Consider the following 18,701-nt stretch of genomic DNA (forward strand, 5'->3'; position numbering starts at 1 on the left):
GCAGTTGGCGACGTTCGCCATTGTCGAAGATGCATGGATCAAAAAACATTTTCTACGCAATGGAGAAGGCACATGACAAGCATTCAAACAGCGGAGTCGAGTACCCAAGCAGGCATTCTTGCCGCACCCACCCCCGAATTGCCAGACGGGCGCGGTACAAACAAGGACATTATTCCGATAGCTGCGATACCTGTGGGCGGCCCGCTGACACTTATGGTCAAGACCAATGTGTGGTTGAACCCCCATAACGGTGATCAGATTGCTCTTGAGGTTACGCGAACTCAACCCCCGTCCAATCCGTTGCCGACAGACTTCACGCGGCTGCCCCGGGTAAGGCTCGGTGACGTGGGCACCCGCCCTGTAGATTTTCCGATCACAGTGCCCACTGAATATCTGGGTGAGAATGCGACCCCGGACGGACCGACGCCGATCTGGGTTCGTAGCGTGCTGTTTGAGCGGGGGCTCAACCCGCTGACCGGTGTTGTGATGCAGTTTTTCATCGACCGTACCGGTGCCTGGCAAGCGAAACCTGCACAAACAGGGACAAATCCAGGGCAGGTTCCAGGCGCCAGAACAGTTCCGCCAGCCACGTTTCCCAATGCCCCGGGCGATCTGGATGACACCTGGGCGAATCAGCCAGGTAACGAAGGGGGATTGCAGGTAGAAATTGATACAGGCTACGCCAACGCTCAGCCCGATGACACGTTAACCCTGTACGTGGGAGGCGTACGTACCAATCCTCCGCAGGTGCCCCCTTTTTTCAACGGAACGATGCCTATCGATGGCAAGCTGTCGATCCCGACCGCGGAGCTTCGCAAGGTAACGAGCGGCAGAGCGTTCATCTGGTTCATCATCACTGACGTTGCTGGCAACCCGAGCGCATGGGGTGTGTATTTCAAAAACGTACGTTTTTTGCCACTGCCTAAACTGGGGGTCATTACCGTCCCGGCAAACGAAGATGGTCTGATTGATCTAAACGATGCGCGTGCAGGTGTGAAGGTAAAAGTCAGCCGGTTGGCAGATACAATCGGCACCGACGGAGTGAGCCTGACGTACGGCGCTCAACCGGCCCAGGATCTCCAATTCAATGCACTCACGGAGCTGGAGTTTACTATTCCTTGGTCGAGTCTGAGCAAGGAGTACTTCGATAACCAGACGGGTACGAATTTTGAGTTGGACGTGGTCATCAAAGCTGACTTGATGCGTGGCGGTTTATCGATCGACAGTGGAACAATAACTGTAAAAACAGATTTCTCGACGTATCCGCCTTACACGGTTGACCCGACGACCCCCCCCCCTGAGGTAAATCCAGAATTCCGCAAATTGATCGTTCGCGGACAGGCACCTGTTACGGATAACGTGCTGGGCCCTCATGATGTCGATCAGACAGCCAAGGCTCACATCGATGTATCGCCTGTCACCGCCGGAACGACATTCCCTGAACCCGAAGCAGGCGATCTGGTCACTCTGAAGTATCTCGGTGATCAAGGCGAAATCATTGTTAATTCAATAGCAATGGATGTATCGAATATCAATACGGTCGTTCAGATAGATCTGCCATATAGCGTTGTCGGTCCGGGTGGTATTGGGCCTAAAGAGGCTTGGTGGACATATGAAAACCCCGCTCGAAACAATAGCCAGGATTCGGCAAAAGAGACAGTGAATGTCAATACAGTAGTTATTGTTCTTGATAAGCCAGAGTTCCAGCGTCCACCGACCGATGGCACCGAGTACCCAAACATTATCTGCGAGAGCTTGGCGGGGGAGGATCACGTTGCGACGTTCTTGATCAAGCCCAATGATCATTTCACCGATGGAATGGACATCACATTCAATTGGCAAGGTTGGCATGACGATGCTTATACAGTAGATGCGCCGGCTGATACCGTGTTTAGTGATACACGTGCGATCACTTTGCAGGAGCTAAAGGACGGGATGCTTTGGGAGGTGCCATATGTGCCTTTTATTCGTAATCTTCCTCGTCCTCCTGCTACCCCTCCTGATCGAAACGATTTTTATGCGGGCTATGTGAAAATCTGGTACTCGACGCCAACTGTAACGACGTCAGAAGTTCAGGAAATGGTCGTTTACTTGCTCAATGGTGACTTCCTGTACTGCGAGTCGGAACCGGGCTGGGATCCTGCGCCTGCTTCATAAATGGCATTCGCGATCATTGCATTGCCGGAAGAGCCAGCCTCTTCAGGCAATGCAATTTAATTGGAGAAGTAAGAAACATCTCGAAATGTCGCGAGTTGGCGATTAAGCCCACCTACTAAGAGGATTAGTCCTACAGAGAAAGTCCGGACTAGCAGGTATTCTCCGGCGTCGCCTACAAAGGTCGTCTGATGGAATATGTACGTCTGAACCGTCCTTCTTCCGTCCCGATTAACCTCAACGAGAAGTGTATATGACGTTTGAAAATAGCTTGGGACCGACAGTTTTGAAACTCACTGGCACGCTCTCTTGTGCAGCATTACTGATCGCGATATCCGAGACGGCCTTTTCCCGGAATCTCAATCCTGGTGAAGTCGAAACCGTATCCGTCGGTGCTACGCCAGAAGCCTGGTTTATCCCTGCCACTGCCACGCTTAACCTCAATGGTGGTGACGCGCTTAACATTGTGGTCGGCGGTGGAACGTTGAATGCGATTTCCGCCAACACTGCCCAGATTGAAGCCTCAAACGCCCTCGTAACTCTGGATGGGGCGAGGGTGACCGGTAGCAATTTCGACACTGCGCTGAGCTTGACCGACAGCTCGGCAGTGGTGTCCGGCAGTACGCTGTCCAGCGATGGCAGAGCAATGTCGCTTACGCGCGACCTGAACGTACCCGTTGGTTCAACAGCGACCGTCACTGGCAGTACGCTGACAGGAGGTTTCTCGGGCGCAGCGATAACATCCCTCAGTACCTTGAATCTGGTGGACAGCCGGGTTGAAGGGACCGACGCAGATAGTGTTGGCCTCGAACTTTACGGCGGCAACGTCAACATCAGTGCAGCCAGCGAGGTCATCGGAGAACTGGATGGGATCATCTTTGGCGAGGATACTGTCCTTAACCCGAGCGATGTCACCGCACAGAGTGTACTGAAGATTGATGGGTCAACCGTGCAGGGCCGCACCGGCGCAGCGATCAAAGTCGATTTTGCAACGCCAGACGATCAACCGGTATTGATCGAGATAGCTAACCGTTCGAATCTGATCGGCGGCAACGGTAATATCGTCGAGGTCATTGATGGCGCAGCAGCGCGCTTTCAAATCGACGACAGCCAGTTGACCGGCAATGTAGCGGTTGCTGACGGCGGGACCGCCGCGGTTTTCTTGCAAAACAATGCCAGCCTCGACGGCAATTTGATCAACGTCGATTTTGTTTCGCTCGATACCCGAAGCATACTCACCGGTGACATTCAGGGCTCCGGGACTGGCGTCGTGATGCTGGACAACGACTCGATCCTGCACGGTTCGGTTACTGGCGTCAGCGCTATGTCCATCGGGCGTGGCGCTGAATGGAACCTGGTTGGCAACAATTCGTTATCGAATCTCGAAATGCAGGGCGGGAACGTGAGATTCGGCACGCCCGCCGAGTTCGTCCGCCTGGACGTTGCCAACTTGTCAGGCAACGGCCGGTTTTTTTTGGATGCTGACGTGTCCACCGGTGAAACGGACTTTCTCAATGTCACGGAATCAGCCAGTGGCCGGCACGAGCTGGTAGTCGGTGCAAGCGCCAGCGAACCTGTCACCGGTGCACCGGTTCAAGTGGCTAACATCGCTGGCGGGGATGCTGAGTTCGATCTGAGAAACGGTCAGGTTGATCGTGGTGCTTTGGCGTACAAACTGGTGCGAGAAGGCGAAGGTATTTTCCTGCGAACTGATGGGACAACGCCGAGCACAGGTACGCAAACGGCGTTGGCGATTGCCGGTACCGCTCCTACGGTTATCTATTCGGAAATGACCACTCTCAATACCCGCCTCGGCGACCGTCGCATGGCCGGCACTCAGCCCCGATCGCAATCGATTGCTGCATTGGACTCAGATAATCAGAACGCGACCACCGGCCTGTGGATACGGACTCATGCCAATCAGTACAACGTCAAGAATGCCTATGGCGATGGTTACAAACAAAATCAGACTGGCGTCTCGTTGGGGGTGGATACGCCACTACCGATGGGTGATGGCCAATGGTTGATTGGGGTTTTTGGTGGATACAGCACCACTCGCCTTGACCTGGCCCGCGGCAGCGCGGGCACGATCAATAGCACCTATGGCGGGATGTATCTGTCGTGGTACGACGAAATGACCGGGTACTACGTGGATACCGTTGGCAAAATCAACCGTTTCAGTAATGACGTCAAAGTCACATTGAGCGATGACACTCGAACAAAGGGTGACTTCGATAATCTCGGGATCAGTGGGACCGTCGAAGTGGGCAAGCATATAGTCTTGAATCGAGGCTATTTCATCGAGCCCTCTGCCCAGTTTGGTGTAGCGACGGTAAAAGGCAAAGATTATCAGCTGGACAATGGGCTGCAGGTAGACAGCAACGAGACCCGCTCATTGCTCGGCAAGGTCGGAATGACAGTTGGCCGCGAGGTGGTGCTGAACAATGGCGGCAAACTGCAACCCAGGCTGCACGCGGCGGTAAGTCATGAATTCGTTAACAACAACCGTGTCAGCGTCAATGACACTGGATTCAACAACGACTTGTCCAGCACCAACCTCGAGCTGACCGGTGGCCTCAACTGGGTTCCGGCCAATAACAAATGGCAGGTATATGGCGAGCTAGGAACCAGCAGGGGCAGCAAAGCTGACCAGGAGCTGGGAGGGAGTGTCGGGCTGAGCTTCAGTTTCTGATTGCATCAGCATAAAAAAAAGGAAGCCTCGCAGCTTCCTTTTTTCCGTAGTCAGTAAGTGCTTTTTCTTTTGCTCAGGTCGGCGTCAACGACAAATTCCCCAGCAATCGGGAACTCTTCGGTGCCATTCTCTCCACCATGGTCATATGTGCCGGACCAAGTGCCTCTCAGTGTTTTTTCAATGTCGTCATATTTCAATGTCAGGCTCCCGCTCACAGAGACATGCAGGTCGCCCGTCGCGGGATTGGAATAGTAGGTGCTTCTGACATCATCGCTATCTTTGGACAGGTCATAGCTCAACGATTGAGGTTTGAAAGGGAACACAAACTCAAGCGTACGCGTCACACCATCCTTGGTGTGTCCAGCTGTCAAAACGTAACGCAAGCCTTCCGGGTAGGGCTTAGGCCCGAAGGAAGGCACAGAGGTAGATCGAAACTCCATAAACTGAGGGACTTTGACAAACCTGTAGCGTGGATTGGCATCGCCGTTGATCGTGGCTGACAAAAAGGTCTGCGCTGTATCCGGCAAGATCGTCCTGTAGGCTCGGGCTGTATAGCTCATGAGTTATATCTCCATACGATATGGTTGGGGACATCCAAAGACTGACCCGTCCTACTTCTGGATGTTGTATGGAAGCCTGAATGCAGTGCGCCTGTAAACTGTCAGTGTTGACAGTTTACAGGCGCACTTTTTTGTGAGCTTTGAGCAGCAGGAACATGCCGTGTTTTTCAGCCGAACAACCCTGCTGCAATATTGATCGAGAACCCGAGGATCGCTGTATTGAACACGAAACCGATCAACGACTGCGCCAGCACAATCTTTCGAATATCCCGTGTCGCAACACCTACATCCGAAGTCTGCACAGCCACGCCGATGGTGAACGAGAAGTACAGAAAATCCCAATAATTGGGGGTGGTCAGTCCTTCAGCAAAATGCAGTGCCGGCTCCTTGCCGTTCCAGGTGTAAAACAACCTCGCGTAGTGCACGCAAAAGATCACCCCAATCAGCAGCCATGAGCCGATCACCGTCAGCGCTGTGAAGCCGTAGTGCATCAATTTGTGTGTGTTATCCAGATCTTTGCTGCCCGCCAGTTCAAATGTGATGGTGGCCAGGCTTGCCAGCGCGGCGATGCACACGACGAAAAGCACCAGTCCGGCGTTTTCATCCTCGATCTCGGCGATGCGACGCACATCCGGGGCCTTGGCGCGTATGGTCAGCCAGAACATCAGAACCAGGTAAGTCCAGACACCGACGTTCCAGCCAATGAGGATTTTGCTGACGATGGAATCGGCCGGGACCAGCAGACCCGTTGCGAGGCCGAACAGGGCGGCGCCGGAAAGGCGAGGGTGCGTACGGGCGAGGAAGCGCATGGTGACTCACGTTGGTGAACTGTCAGCGCACCATAGCGCAGGCGATCCGGCTTTTGTAAGAGCTGCCGAAGGCTGCGATCTTTTGATCTTCTAAAAGCAAAGTCAAAAGATCGCAGCCTTCGGCAGCTCCTACAATTAGATCAGTGTCATTTGGTGAATCGTTGTACTAGCTTCATGACGACGACGAAGAACACGGGGACGAAGATGACTGCCAGCGTAGCGGTGATCATCCCGCCGATCACGCCAGTGCCGATCGCCTGCTGACTTGCCGAACTGGCACCAGTGGCGATGGCCAACGGCACCACACCGAGAATGAACGCCAGCGATGTCATCACGATCGGCCGCAGACGCAAACGCGCGGCCTGCAACGTCGCATCGATCAGATCGTGACCTTCGTCATACAAGCTCTTGGCGAACTCGATGATCAGGATCGCGTTCTTCGCCGACAGACCAATGATGGTGATCAGTCCAACCTTGAAGAACACATCATTGGGCATCCCGCGCAACGTCACCGCCAGCACCGCGCCGAGCACACCCAGCGGTACCACCAGCAACACCGAAGTCGGGATCGACCAGCTCTCGTACAGCGCCGCCAGGCACAGGAACACCACCAGCAGCGACAAGCCGAGCAGGATCGGCGCCTGATTGCCTGACAAACGTTCCTGCAACGAGAGACCAGTCCATTCCTGGCCCAGACCCTTCGGCCCCTGCGCGACCAGACGCTCGACTTCCGCCATGGCTTCGCCGGTGCTATGACCCGGTGACGGTTCGCCTGAAATCGCGATCGCTGGATAACCGTTGTACCGTGTCAACTGCGCAGGACCTTGAATCCAGTTCGCCTGGACGAATGCCGACAGCGGCACCATGTTCCCGGCGTTGTTGCGCACGTGCATTTTCAGCAAGTCGTCCACTTGGCTGCGCTGGTCGCCTTCGGCTTGCACGACGACGCGCTGCATGCGGCCCTGATTCGGGAAATCGTTGATGTAGCTGGAACCCACCGCAGTGGACAGCACGCTGCCGATTTCGGCAAACGATACACCCAGGGCATTGGCCTTCTTACGGTCTACAACCAACTGCACTTGCGGCGCTTCGGCCAGAGCACTTTCGCGCACGTTCATAAGCACCGGACTTTTCTCGGCGGCGGCCAGAAGTTCGGTGCGCGCCTGCATCAGCGTCGCGTGACCGAGGCCTGCGCGATCCTGCAATCGGAACTCGAAACCGCTGGAAGTACCGAGGCCATCCACCGGCGGCGGCAGCACCGAGAACGCCATGGCATCCTTTATCTGGCTCAGGGCAACGTTGGCGCGGTCGGCGATGGAACTGGCGGAATCGTCTCCGCCACGTTCAGACCAATCCTTGAGCGTCGAAAACGCCAGCGCCGCATTCTGCCCGCTACCGGAGAAGCTGAAACCCAGGATCACTACGCTGTCACTGATCCCCGGCTCACCGGCGTTGTGCGCTTCGAGCTGTTCGGCCACTTGTACAGTACGGTTCTTCGTCGCGCCGGGCGGCAGTTGAATATCGGTGATGGTATAGCCCTGATCCTCGGTCGGCAGAAACGAGGAGGGCAGGCGCGCGAAACAGAACCCAAGTCCAATCAACAGGACGACGTAGATCATCAGGTAGCGACCGGTGCGCTTGAGCGCATAGCCGACCCAACCCTGATAGCGATCGGTCAGTTGCTCGAAACGACGATTGAACCAGCCAAAGAATCCGGACTTCTCGTGATGCTCACCCTTGGCGACAGGCTTGAGCAATGTTGCGCACAACGCCGGCGTCAACGTCAGGGCGAGAAACGCCGAGAACAGAATCGACGTCGCCATGGACAGCGAGAACTGTTGGTAGATCACGCCGACCGAGCCCTGCATGAACGCCATCGGAATAAACACCGCGACCAGCACCAGAGTGATGCCGATAATCGCGCCGGTAATCTGCGCCATCGCTTTGCGGGTGGCTTCCTTGGGCGACAGGCCCTCGGTGGCCATGATCCGTTCGACGTTCTCCACCACGACGATGGCGTCATCCACCAGAATGCCGATGGCCAGCACCATGCCGAACATGGTCAGCACGTTGATCGAGAAGCCCAGCGCCAGCATGGTCGCGAACGTGCCCATCAGCGCCACAGGCACCACCAGCGTCGGGATCAGCGTGTAGCGCACGTTCTGCAGGAACAGGAACATCACCGCAAATACCAGCAACATCGCTTCGCCAAGGGTGTAGATCACTTTGGTGATCGAGACTTTGACGAAGGGCGAGGTGTCGTACGGAATCTTGTACTCCACGCCGGCCGGGAAGTAGCGCGCCAGCTCATCCATCTTCGCCCGCACCAGCGTCGCGGTGTTCAGTGCGTTGGCGCCGGGAGACAGCTGCACGCCGACGGCGGTGGAAGGCTTGCCGTTGAGGCGAGTGCCGAACTGATATTCCTGGCTGCCGATTTCGACGCGCGCGACATCACCGATGCGCACCGTGGAGCCGTCGCGGTTGGCCTTGAGCACGATGTCGGCGAACTCCTGCGGCGTCGACAATTGGCCTTTGACCAGAATTGTCGCGGTGATTTCCTGCGTCGAAGGTGACGGCAGATCACCGATGCTACCCGCCGAAACCCGGGCGTTCTGCGCGACGATGGCTTCGTTGACATCCGCCGGCGTCAGGTTGAAGGCGATGAGTTTCTGCGGATCGATCCAGATGCGCATGGCCCGTTCGGCGCCGTACAACTGCGCCTTGCCGACACCGTCCAGGCGCTTGATCTCGTTCATCACGTTGCGCGCCAGATAATCACTGAGCGCCACGTCATCGAGCTTGCCGTCGCTGGAGGTCAAAGTGATGAGCAAGAGGAAACCGGAAGAGACTTTCTCCACCTGCAAACCTTGCTGATTGACCGCTTGCGGCAGGCGCGACTCGACGACCTTGAGGCGGTTTTGCACATCGACCTGCGCCAGCTCGGGGTTGGTGCCCGGTTGGAACGTGGCTTTGATCGTCGCGCTGCCGAGGCTACTCTGCGATTCGAAATAGAGCAGGTGATCGGCGCCGTTGAGTTCTTCCTCGATCAGGCTGACCACGCTCTCATCGACGGTCTGCGCCGAGGCGCCTGGGTAGACGGCATAGATTTCGATCTGCGGCGGTGCGACGTCGGGGTATTGCGCGACCGGCAACTGCGGAATGGCCAGCGCACCGGCCAACAGGATGAACAGGGCGACCACCCAGGCAAACACCGGGCGGTCGATAAAGAACTGCGGCATATAAGAGCGTCCTGCTTACTGACCAGTGGCCTGGGCAAGTGGAAGTGGGGTTTCGTCGATCTGTACCTTTTCCCCGGGACGGGCGTGTTGCAGGCCTTCGGTGACGATGCGGTCGCCGGGCTTAAGACCACCGGTGACGATCCAGCGATTGTTCTGCACCGCACCCAGTTGCACCGGTTGCTGCGCCACGCGCATCTGCTCGTCGACGGTGAGCACTTGGGCAATGCCCGCGCTGTCACGCTGCACCGCGCGTTGCGGCACAGTGATGCCGTTCTGGATGGTGGCCTGTTCAAGGCGTACACGGATGAAACTGCCCGGCAGCAGGTCGAGATCCGGGTTGGGAAACTCGCTGCGCAGGATGATCTGGCCGGTGCCCGGGTCAACTGTGATGTCGCTGAACAGCAGCTTGCCCGGCAGCGGGTACAGGCTGCCGTCATCCTGAATCAGCGTGGCCTTGACCTGATCCTGACCGATTTCCTTCAACTGTCCGGAACGAAATGCTCGACGCAGTTCGTTGAGCTCGCGAGTCGACTGGGTCAGGTCGGCATGGATCGGGTTGAGCTGCTGAATCAGCGCCAGCGGCGTGGTTTCGTTCTGCCCCACCAGCGCACCTTCGGTGACCAGCGCGCGGCCGATGCGGCCGGAGATCGGCGCGGTGACGGTGGCATAACCGAGGTTCAGTTTCGCCCGTTCCAGCGCTGCCTTGCTGGCGGCGACATCAGCGGCGGTCTGCCGGGCAGCGGCGCGGGCGTTGTCGTAGTCCTGGCCGCTGATGGCCTTGTCTTCGATCAATTGGGCGTAGCGTTGTTCTTGCAGTTTCGCCTGAAAGGCGTTGGCCTCGGCCTTGCGCAACGCCGCTTCGGCACTGTCCAGATCAGCCTTGAACGGCGCCGGGTCAATGCGGAACAGCACATCGCCTTTTTTCACGTCACTGCCTTCGCGGTAGGTGCGTTGCAAAACTACGCCGGCCACTCGCGCACGCACTTCGGCAATCCGTGGCGCGGCGATGCGGCCGCTCAGTTCGCTGCTGATCGACAATGGCTGGGTTTTAATGGTCTCGACGCGCACCGTGGCCGGCGGCGTCTGCTCTTCGGCGTTCGAGGATGAATCACAAGCGCTCAGCGTCAGCGCCAATGCGATCAGGCCGAGCCCGGCCAGCAGTTTTCCAGACATGTACAACCCCCAATATTGAAGGCCGCATCCTACGGCCAGACGGGGAGGTTAGCGGTGAAGCTTTGTAGCTGCTGTGTGAAATTGTGTAAGGGTTTTGCTCCGTGGCGGGTGAGGGCGTATATCCTGCAGACCTTGAATTCTTTTGTGACGGTTGAACCGCTTTCGCGAGCAAGCTCGCTCCCACATGAGTTTTGTGAACAATGCAAAACCACTGTGGGAGCGAGCTTGCTCGCGAAAGCGGTCTGACATATACCTCAGCAATATCTGGAACACCCCATGCCCAACATCCTCCTGGTCGAAGACGACACCGCCCTCGCCGAACTGATTTCCAGCTACCTGGAGCGCAACGGTTACTCCGTCAGCGTCATCGGCCGTGGCGACCATGTGCGCGAACGGGCGCGGATCAGCCCGCCGGATCTGGTGATCCTCGACCTCATGCTCCCGGGCCTCGACGGCTTGCAGGTGTGCCGCTTGCTGCGCGCCGATTCAGCGACACTGCCGATCCTCATGCTCACGGCCCGCGATGACAGCCATGATCAGGTGCTGGGCCTGGAAATGGGCGCTGACGATTACGTCACCAAACCCTGCGAGCCACGGGTGCTGCTGGCTCGGGTGCGTACCTTGTTGCGGCGCAGCAGCCTCGGCGAGCCTTTGGCGGTTAATGACCGGATCGTCATGGGCAATCTGTGCATTGACCTGTCCGAGCGCACCGTGACCTGGCGTGATCAAGCGGTTGAGCTGTCCAGCGGCGAATACAATTTACTGGTGGTGCTGGCCCGGCACGCCGGCGAAGTGCTGAGTCGCGATCAGATTCTGCAGCGGTTGCGCGGCATCGAGTTCAATGGCACTGACCGCTCGGTGGACGTGGCGATTTCCAAGCTGCGGCGCAAGTTCGATGATCACGCCGGCGAGGCGCGCAAGATCAAGACTGTGTGGGGCAAGGGCTATCTGTTCAGCCGCTCCGAATGGGAATGCTGAGCTGATGTTTCGCATTCTGTTTCGCCTGTATCTGGTGACGATCGTCTCCTATAGCGCGGCGATCTATCTAGTGCCGGATCTGGTGGTCATGGCCTTCCGGGATCGCTTCGTCACCTACAACCTGGATTTTTCCCGAGGTCTGCAATCGCTGATCACCAAGCAGTTTCATGCCGCGCCGCAAGAGCAGTGGCCGGAGATTGCAGCGGCGATGGACAAGGAATTCCAGCCGCTGCACATCGTCCTGACGCCAATCGACGACCCGGTGTTCACTCCCATCGAGCAGGAACGTCTGCACCGTGGTGAAAACGTGGTGCGCATCGGCGACTGGGGCTGGCGCACATTGGCGGTAACTCCGCTGAATGCGGACATGGCCGTGCGTATGGTCGTACCGCCGGATCCGGTCGACGTCGATCTGTTGTACTGGAGCATCAACGTGCTGATCGGCGCCATGTTGCTCGGCTGCCTGCTGCTCTGGTTGCGCCCGCACTGGCGCGATCTTGAACGTCTGAAGGGCACTGCCGAACGCTTCGGCAAGGGACATTTGAGCGAACGAACCAGAATCGCCCCGAGTTCGAACATCGGCAGTCTCGCCAACGTGTTCGACACCATGGCCGGCGATATCGAAAACCTGCTCAACCAGCAACGTGATCTGCTTAACGCCGTTTCCCATGAACTGCGTACGCCGTTGACGCGTCTGGATTTCGGCCTGGCGCTGGCGTTGTCAGAAGACTTGCCAGCCGCCAGCCGCGAGCGCTTGCAGAGTTTGGTCGCGCACATTCGTGAGCTGGATGAATTGGTGCTGGAGTTGCTCTCCTACAGCCGTTTGCAAAACCCGGCGCAATCGCCCGAGCGCATCGAGGTGTCGCTCGACGAGTTCATCGACAGCATTCTCGGCAGCGTCGATGAGGAGCTGGAATCGCCGGAAATCGTGATTGACGTTCTGTTGCACGGTCAGCTCGAACGCTTTGCGCTGGATCCGCGCCTGACCGCTCGGGCCATCCAGAACCTGTTGCGCAATGCCATGCGCTATTGCGAAAAGCGCATTCAGATTGGCGTGCAGGTCATTGGGGGCGGTTGTGAGATATGGGTTGACGACGATGGCATCGGCATTCCCGACGACGAGCGCGAGCGGATCTTTGAACCGTTCTATCGGCTCGACCGCAGCCGTGATCGCGCGACCGGCGGATTCGGCCTCGGTTTGGCGATCAGCCGCCGCGCGCTCGAAGCGCAGGGCGGCACACTAACCGTTGAGAGTTCGCCGCTGGGTGGGGCGCGATTCAGGCTGTGGTTGCCGGCCATGGCCTGAACCGGATGACGAATATCAGGGCTGCGTTGTGGCGCTGGTCTGCAACACGCATTGCTGGGTTTTACTGTCCCAGACCTGGCCTTTCGGGCATTCGGGTTTCTTGACGGCGTCGCTTTCATCGACAGCAAAAACAGCAGGGCTGGACAGGGCGGCGACCAGCAGCGGGACGGCGAACAGCACTTGGCGAATGTTCATGGTCAATCTCCACTTTTATCAGCTTGGGGAAGTTGTTGTTCTCCTTTGCAGTGACTGTGCAGTTCTGCGGATGATTCAATGTTCTGCAGCTGGCCATTGACTTGTCATCCGCCGGCAGGCTAATTTCCAGCCCATGACTTTCATCGTATCGCGCTGCCAGCCAAGCATTATTGCCGCCATTCCTCATTTGGCGGGCTAGCTCACGACTGCAGCACCCAACCCGCCCTAGAGGCGGGTTTTTACTTTCTGTCTCCTGGGTTCTGAAAACTGTCAGGAGACGACCATGCCGCACAGCCCCGACCAGCAAGCCCTGCTCGAGCACTACGTAAAGAAAATCCTCGCCGCGCCGGTGTACGACATTGCGGTGCGCACGCCGTTGCAGCTTGCGCCAGCGTTGTCGGAAACATTGGGCAATCGGGTCCTGCTCAAGCGCGAAGATCTGCAACCGACGTTCTCTTTCAAGATCCGTGGTGCTTACAACAAACTCGTGCAACTGAGCGATGAGCAGCGAGCGCGGGGAGTGATCACTGCATCGGCGGGTAATCACGCGCAGGGTGTAGCGCTGGCGGCACGGGAATTGGGCATCGGCGCGACGATCGTCATGCCGTCTACCACCCCTGAGCTCAAGGTGCTCGGCGTGCGCAGTCGCGGTGCCGACGCATTGCTTCATGGCGAGAGTTTCCCCTTTGCTCTGGCCCATGCGTTGCACTTGGCCGAACAGACCGGATGCACGTTTGTTTCACCGTTCGATGATCCTGACGTGATCGCCGGACAAGGCACCGTGGCAATGGAAATCCTGCGCCAGCATCAAGGCGCCCTGGACGCCATCTTCATCCCGGTCGGGGGCGGAGGTTTGATCGCCGGTATCGCGGCCTACGTCAAATACCTGCGCCCGGAAGTGCGGATCATCGGCGTCGAATCTGAACATTCGGCGTGCCTGCAAGCGGCTTTAAGTGCGGACGAGCGGGTGGTTCTACCGAGCGTCGGCACCTTCGCCGATGGCGTCGCGGTGGCGCAGATCGGCGCGTATGGCTTTGAGGTATGCCGCTTCTGCGTAGATGAGGTGATCACGGTAAGCAATGACGAGCTCTGCGCCGCGATCAAGAATATCTACGACGATACACGTTCGATCACTGAACCTTCAGGTGCGCTGGCCGTGGCGGGGATCAAGCAGTACGTGGCGCGTAGCGGCGTTCGCGATCAGACATTCGTCGCCATCGACTCCGGGGCCAACATCAACTTCGACAGCCTGCGCCATGTCGCCGAGCGCGCCGCTGCTTGCGGCGTGCCGGCGTAACAAGCGCTCGGGTTATTCCTGCAGGGCGGTGCCGACTTTGTCCGACGCCGACCAGATGCGATAACGCACTTCGACATCCGACGGCGCGTACACCACAACCGGCAATTTGCTGTTGTAACGCAACATGAAGCCGTCGCCGACGACCGGAACGAAAGCGCGCTTTTTCTGGCTGCCAGGCGGGCAGGCCATCATCGTGCTCATCGGGCCGATGACCTTTTCCAGACGATAGAACGGATAGCCCCAGCCTTGAAGATTCTTTTCATCGAGCACACCGCCCAAACGTTGACGGTTGCAATCCACCTCCAGAGTTTTGCCAGCGAGAATTTCAACCTGGAAATTCTCCTCCTGCTCTTGTTTGGGCAGATGGATGACCTGACGGGTAAACCCGGCTTCTGCTTTGGGAAACGGCGCGACGTCTTCGAGTTTGGCGGCGTGAGCGAGGGTGGAAAGGCTGGCGATTAACAGGCCAGTGATCGCGCAAATTCGTAAGGAATTCATGGAAGCCTCCGTGCGAGTTGAATTGCAATGGGAGACATTCTTGCCGTCATGGTCTTCGAAAGCAAATTCAGCCGGAGATTGCAGATTGCAGTGGACGGGCGGTCGGTTCATGCATTTTGCAAATAGCAGGATACTGGCCATCTTTCCAAGTGCTTGATTTTGCAGGGCGCCAAACGAACCGATCAAAGGCACGTTTTATGCGTTCTTCCGGTGAGGCGCACCGGATTTGGGCGCCTACACTCCAATGGGCATTTCGCAGTACCACCATTTGCCGCACCAGGGAAACAGCGGGGGCACACCCGTGAAGGCGCAGCAAAGGGTCAGCGTGAATACTTGATTGGCAATCGCACAGAAAGGAGAGGGTTCGCCATGTTTTTATCTGCCTTGGAATTACGCAATATCATTGAAAGCAGCTTCTTGCCGAAACGCTGCCAGTGCACGCTGTCACCCGACTTGTCGATGTCCGTCAAAGTCTTTGGCGACCATCGGACCGACCAAGCCGATCTCTACGTCAGTGGAATCGACGCCAGCCGCCTGAACAGTTGCCGTGAAATCAACAACCTGGTCGCTGGCCTGCGTTCCGACCTCGCGCAACAAACCACGACACATCAAACCAGCGCTCGTTCTCGAGCCGTTTAACCCACCGTTTCACCCAGTTCGACCGTCACGCGCCGGGCCTGCACGAAACCCAGGCCCAGCGCGAACTCGACCAGCACCGCGAGCAAAATCCCGGGGCCGGCATGGCCATTGAGCCATTCGCCAAAACCCAACGCCGCCAAACCGAAACAGCCGACGATAAAACCAGTGCTCAGTGCACTGCGTGCCGCTGACGGCGGAGCATTGCGCAGCAAATAAAACATCACCCCCAACGCCGCAAACAGCACCGCGCTGCGCCTTGCGACTATGCCGGTGCCTTCCGAATAGCCAATACTCCAGATCGCCAGCAACACCTCCGGAAAAAATCCCCAGACCAGCGCCAGCAAAAAACACAGGATGGAAGTAAAACTCGACAACGTGCGGAACGACAACTGCATGGCCAATCCTTGCGGCAGTAGGGTAGGCCCCGAGCATACCCGCCGGAGCCACTCCACGCCTATGGCGAACCGGAAAATCAGAAGCGTCTGTCAGTTCTGTTGACTGCAAGCGTCAGGTAACTTCCTGTAACTGATTTGTGCGGGCTTGCCGGAGTTGTCTATGTATTTCATGTCGGCGGTGATGACTTTGCATTCCAGGGTCGGCGGCTCGGTTAGCGAAAGCACCTTCGCCACGTGTAGTGGCATGCCGTATTGGTAGGGCAAGGCGTCGGAAGTGGCGGATGTATCAGTGGCTGGGGCCAGCCCGGCGGAAGCGGCGCAGGCGAGGGTAGAGGTGAGTAGGAATGGACGAATGTTCATGAAAGGACTCCAGCGTAACGGATAGGCGCCCGGCATGAAGCCGGACGAGCCTGCCGCAGTCGGTTTCAGCGCGATGCCTGAGCGGAACAGTACTGTAGAGTCTTTGATTTGAGGATTAAGGGGGGGTAATTGGACTAATTAGGCTGAATAGATCGGGGATCAAGCGGTAAGCACATTTAACCAAAGATATTTGCATTGAAGCGATTGCCGATCAGCCATAACCAGGAGCGATGATCCTGGTCATGGCTCTCAAGTAGTACGCGTCCTAACTCATTATTGATTAAAGTGAATTAACGACTCAGTTTTTCAGGAAAAAAAGACAGCGGAGGATGTGTAGCGGCCCATTTCTTTGTTTGCTCGCGCGCTTCGGAAATTTGTGCGGGTGTCAACTTGGCTGCAATGAGAGGGAGTTTGTATTCAACATTTTCTTGCATTCCACCCCCGCCGTTCAGAATACTTAAGGATGAAACTAGTGAATAGCCTTTAACGGGGTCATATGGAAATCCATATGTGTCGGGCTCATGAGCAAGATATGAGCCATATCCATACACTGATTCCGCATAACCTGCTATTGCTGCTTGCTCATTCCAGTGGCGAAATCCCTCTATATCGCCGCGCTCATACAATATCGCAGCGTATTCTATCATTGACTTTGGGTAGCCGCCTTCAGCAGATAGCTTAAACCACTTTTCAACTGCTTCGCTTCGTTTCCAAGGCATGAGAAAACCATCACCTTGTTTGAGGGATACCGCCATCCAGTATTGCGCAAATGCATTTCCCGCAGAGGCGGATTTTTCCAACCACGCATCATCTAGCGTGATTTCATACATTATGCACATTGCCTCCGCATCACCAGCCTCGGCTTTTTCTTGAGCTATTTTTTTTGCCTGATTTAACCATTCTATTGGTTGCTTGTGAGAAGGAGGGCAGTCGTTGGATATTTTACATATATCATGCTCAATGCGGCCCAATTGGATCATGGCATAAAGATCGTTCTGGCCTGCTGACGCTTCATACCATTTCTTGGCCTCCTCGTTCACGTAATGATTTTTCTTACGAAGAACTTCTCCTAAATAATATTGAGCTTCGTGGTCTCCCGCTTCTGCCGCTGTTGTTAAAAACGGGATTGCAGAAGTCGCTTTGTATTGATTGTATAGCTCAATGCCCTTGATTTTTGCCCGAGATTGTTCGTTCGTAAGCGCGAATGACTGGGTCGACGCTAGCGTTAATAAAATAAGCGTAGTGGGGATCACCTTCATCAGTGTAAGTGCTGAGTTGTTTTTCGATTGCAGTTGTTTCGCTGGTATATCGGTCTTTGCAAAACTTTTGAAAACGATACGGCAGAGCGCGAACGACAAGGCTGTCGATTGTTCTAATTGGTGAAGATTAGCCTCGTACCGGTTATTTCTTGCATTCTGCTTCATTACTAATTAAAAACCTAATTTCCTTGGAAAGAAAGAAAGGGGCGGGTGGGTGGCCTTCCACTCAATTGCATATTTTTCCGCTTCCTCAATCTGGTTCGATGTCATTTTTGCAGCAATTTTAGGAAGCTTCCCTTCCACATAGACTTGAACGTTTCCACCGCCATCCAATTCTTTAAGCAAAGAGACCAGTGCGTAGCCCTTGATCAAATCGACGGGGTAGCCAACTTTGTCGGGCGTGTGGGAAAGATATGCACCATAGGTTGCGACGGCATTTTGATAACCGGTTTTCGCCGCTTCTTCCCACCAATGCCGAACACCTGCCAGATCATTTCGCTGGGAAAGAATCGAAATATATTCGATCATTGCAGGAGGGTAACCTCCTTCCGAAGCAGCCTTTAGCAACTCCTCCTCGGCACTCTTTCTTTTCCAAGGTAGCAAAAATGTGCCTTCCCCCTCGGCGTAACGATTAGCGAGCAACCACTGTGACGGCGCATATCCAGCCGCTGCTGATTTCTGCAACCAATCCAACTCTGCAGTCGCGTTGTAAAGCACAGCCATCGCTTCGCCGTCGCCACCCAAAGCGCGAGGCGTAGCAGTTTTTATCAATAAATCTAGCCAGTCACTTGGTTTTTTACTACTAGCAGGACATTGGTTGACAACCGAGCACAGGTCTTCCGATACGGTGGCGAGTTTAAACATCGCATAATAATCACCCTGTGATGCTGATGCCTCGTACCATTTTTGCGCTTCGACAGTCATTCCTTGTTTTTTTTGACGAAGCTCGTCAGCTAAATAGAATTGTGCTTCCGCATCGCCCGCTTCGGCTGCTATGCGAAGTTCCAGTTCTGCTGGTTTGTATTGATTGAAAAGCATTATCCCACGAGTTTTTGCGGCCTGCTGAGTTGGTGTAAGCTCGGCAAGTACGTTGTTTGATAAGAGGGTTGCAATTGCGGTTGCTATATATATAAGTGTGCGCGACATT

The 18,701-nt window shown here is 56.0% G+C and carries 15 protein-coding genes and 1 pseudogene; 6 read left to right on the plus strand and 10 right to left on the minus strand.

Features of this window, described 5'->3' with window-relative positions:
• Positions 1-72 precede the first annotated feature (72 nt).
• Positions 73-2,157 (plus strand): hypothetical protein, encoded by a 2,085-nt coding sequence (locus AAEZ10_RS02515; protein ID WP_073476625.1) that lies wholly within the window; start codon positions 73-75, stop codon positions 2,155-2,157.
• 250 nt (positions 2,158-2,407) lie between these two features.
• The gene (locus AAEZ10_RS02520; RefSeq protein ID WP_073476623.1) at positions 2,408-4,846 is read left to right on the plus strand and encodes an autotransporter outer membrane beta-barrel domain-containing protein; all 2,439 of its coding nucleotides are present in this window, start codon (positions 2,408-2,410) and stop codon (positions 4,844-4,846) included.
• 50 nt (positions 4,847-4,896) lie between these two features.
• Here AAEZ10_RS02520 and AAEZ10_RS02525 read toward each other — a convergent pair whose 3' ends face one another.
• From AAEZ10_RS02525 to AAEZ10_RS02540, 4 genes are all read right to left on the minus strand, one after another.
• Positions 4,897-5,406 (minus strand): hypothetical protein, encoded by a 510-nt coding sequence (locus AAEZ10_RS02525; RefSeq protein ID WP_016774894.1) that lies wholly within the window; start codon positions 5,404-5,406, stop codon positions 4,897-4,899.
• Positions 5,407-5,573: 167 nt separating this feature from the next.
• Positions 5,574-6,215 carry a DUF1345 domain-containing protein gene (locus AAEZ10_RS02530; protein WP_073476620.1) on the minus strand — a complete coding sequence of 214 codons (642 nt, stop codon included), beginning with the start codon at positions 6,213-6,215 and terminating at the stop codon, positions 5,574-5,576.
• A 146-nt stretch (positions 6,216-6,361) separates the two neighbouring features.
• A complete protein-coding gene (locus AAEZ10_RS02535) occupies positions 6,362-9,454 on the minus strand; it encodes a multidrug efflux RND transporter permease subunit (RefSeq protein WP_350567443.1) in 3,093 nt (1,030 codons plus the stop codon).
• A gap of 15 nt (positions 9,455-9,469) precedes the next feature.
• On the minus strand, positions 9,470-10,627 hold the full coding sequence (locus tag AAEZ10_RS02540; protein ID WP_122704177.1) for an efflux RND transporter periplasmic adaptor subunit: 1,158 nt from the start codon (positions 10,625-10,627) through the stop codon (positions 9,470-9,472).
• Positions 10,628-10,903: 276 nt separating this feature from the next.
• Here AAEZ10_RS02540 and AAEZ10_RS02545 point away from each other — a divergent pair, with 276 nt between their 5' ends.
• Positions 10,904-11,605 carry a response regulator gene (locus AAEZ10_RS02545; RefSeq protein WP_016774890.1) on the plus strand — a complete coding sequence of 234 codons (702 nt, stop codon included), beginning with the start codon at positions 10,904-10,906 and terminating at the stop codon, positions 11,603-11,605.
• A gap of 4 nt (positions 11,606-11,609) precedes the next feature.
• A complete protein-coding gene (locus tag AAEZ10_RS02550) occupies positions 11,610-12,911 on the plus strand; it encodes an ATP-binding protein (protein WP_151552683.1) in 1,302 nt (433 codons plus the stop codon).
• A gap of 15 nt (positions 12,912-12,926) precedes the next feature.
• On the opposite strand, the gene AAEZ10_RS02555 is transcribed toward AAEZ10_RS02550, so the two are convergent.
• Positions 12,927-13,106 carry a hypothetical protein gene (locus AAEZ10_RS02555; RefSeq protein ID WP_151552681.1) on the minus strand — a complete coding sequence of 60 codons (180 nt, stop codon included), beginning with the start codon at positions 13,104-13,106 and terminating at the stop codon, positions 12,927-12,929.
• Between the two features lie 283 nt (positions 13,107-13,389).
• Here AAEZ10_RS02555 and ilvA point away from each other — a divergent pair.
• Positions 13,390-14,379: pseudogene (ilvA, locus tag AAEZ10_RS02560) on the plus strand (threonine ammonia-lyase, biosynthetic); the annotation flags it as partial.
• Positions 14,380-14,415: 36 nt separating this feature from the next.
• Here ilvA and eco read toward each other — a convergent pair.
• Positions 14,416-14,901 (minus strand): serine protease inhibitor ecotin, encoded by a 486-nt coding sequence (gene eco, locus AAEZ10_RS02565; protein WP_323164729.1) that lies wholly within the window; start codon positions 14,899-14,901, stop codon positions 14,416-14,418.
• Between the two features lie 369 nt (positions 14,902-15,270).
• Here eco and AAEZ10_RS02570 point away from each other — a divergent pair, with 369 nt between their 5' ends.
• Positions 15,271-15,540, plus strand: a complete 270-nt coding sequence (locus AAEZ10_RS02570) for a DUF1652 domain-containing protein (RefSeq protein WP_016774885.1) — start codon at positions 15,271-15,273, stop codon at positions 15,538-15,540.
• Here the strand turns inward: AAEZ10_RS02570 and AAEZ10_RS02575 are convergent.
• From AAEZ10_RS02575 to AAEZ10_RS02590, 4 genes are all read right to left on the minus strand, one after another.
• Positions 15,537-15,935, minus strand: a complete 399-nt coding sequence (locus AAEZ10_RS02575) for a hypothetical protein (protein WP_073476138.1) — start codon at positions 15,933-15,935, stop codon at positions 15,537-15,539. The two genes, AAEZ10_RS02570 and AAEZ10_RS02575, sit on opposite strands and share 4 nt — an antisense overlap.
• 90 nt (positions 15,936-16,025) lie before the next feature.
• Positions 16,026-16,295 (minus strand): DUF2790 domain-containing protein, encoded by a 270-nt coding sequence (locus tag AAEZ10_RS02580; protein ID WP_350567450.1) that lies wholly within the window; start codon positions 16,293-16,295, stop codon positions 16,026-16,028.
• A gap of 290 nt (positions 16,296-16,585) precedes the next feature.
• On the minus strand, positions 16,586-17,554 hold the full coding sequence (locus tag AAEZ10_RS02585) for a tetratricopeptide repeat protein (protein WP_177433971.1): 969 nt from the start codon (positions 17,552-17,554) through the stop codon (positions 16,586-16,588).
• A gap of 171 nt (positions 17,555-17,725) precedes the next feature.
• Positions 17,726-18,700, minus strand: coding sequence for a tetratricopeptide repeat protein (locus AAEZ10_RS02590; protein ID WP_110645398.1), 975 nt, complete (start codon positions 18,698-18,700; stop codon positions 17,726-17,728).
• Between the last annotated feature and the right edge of the window lies 1 nt (position 18,701).

The organism is Pseudomonas sp. H26/SER47-MNA-CIBAN-0231 (assembly GCF_040310465.1).
Lineage (GTDB): Bacteria > Pseudomonadota > Gammaproteobacteria > Pseudomonadales > Pseudomonadaceae > Aquipseudomonas > Aquipseudomonas atacamensis.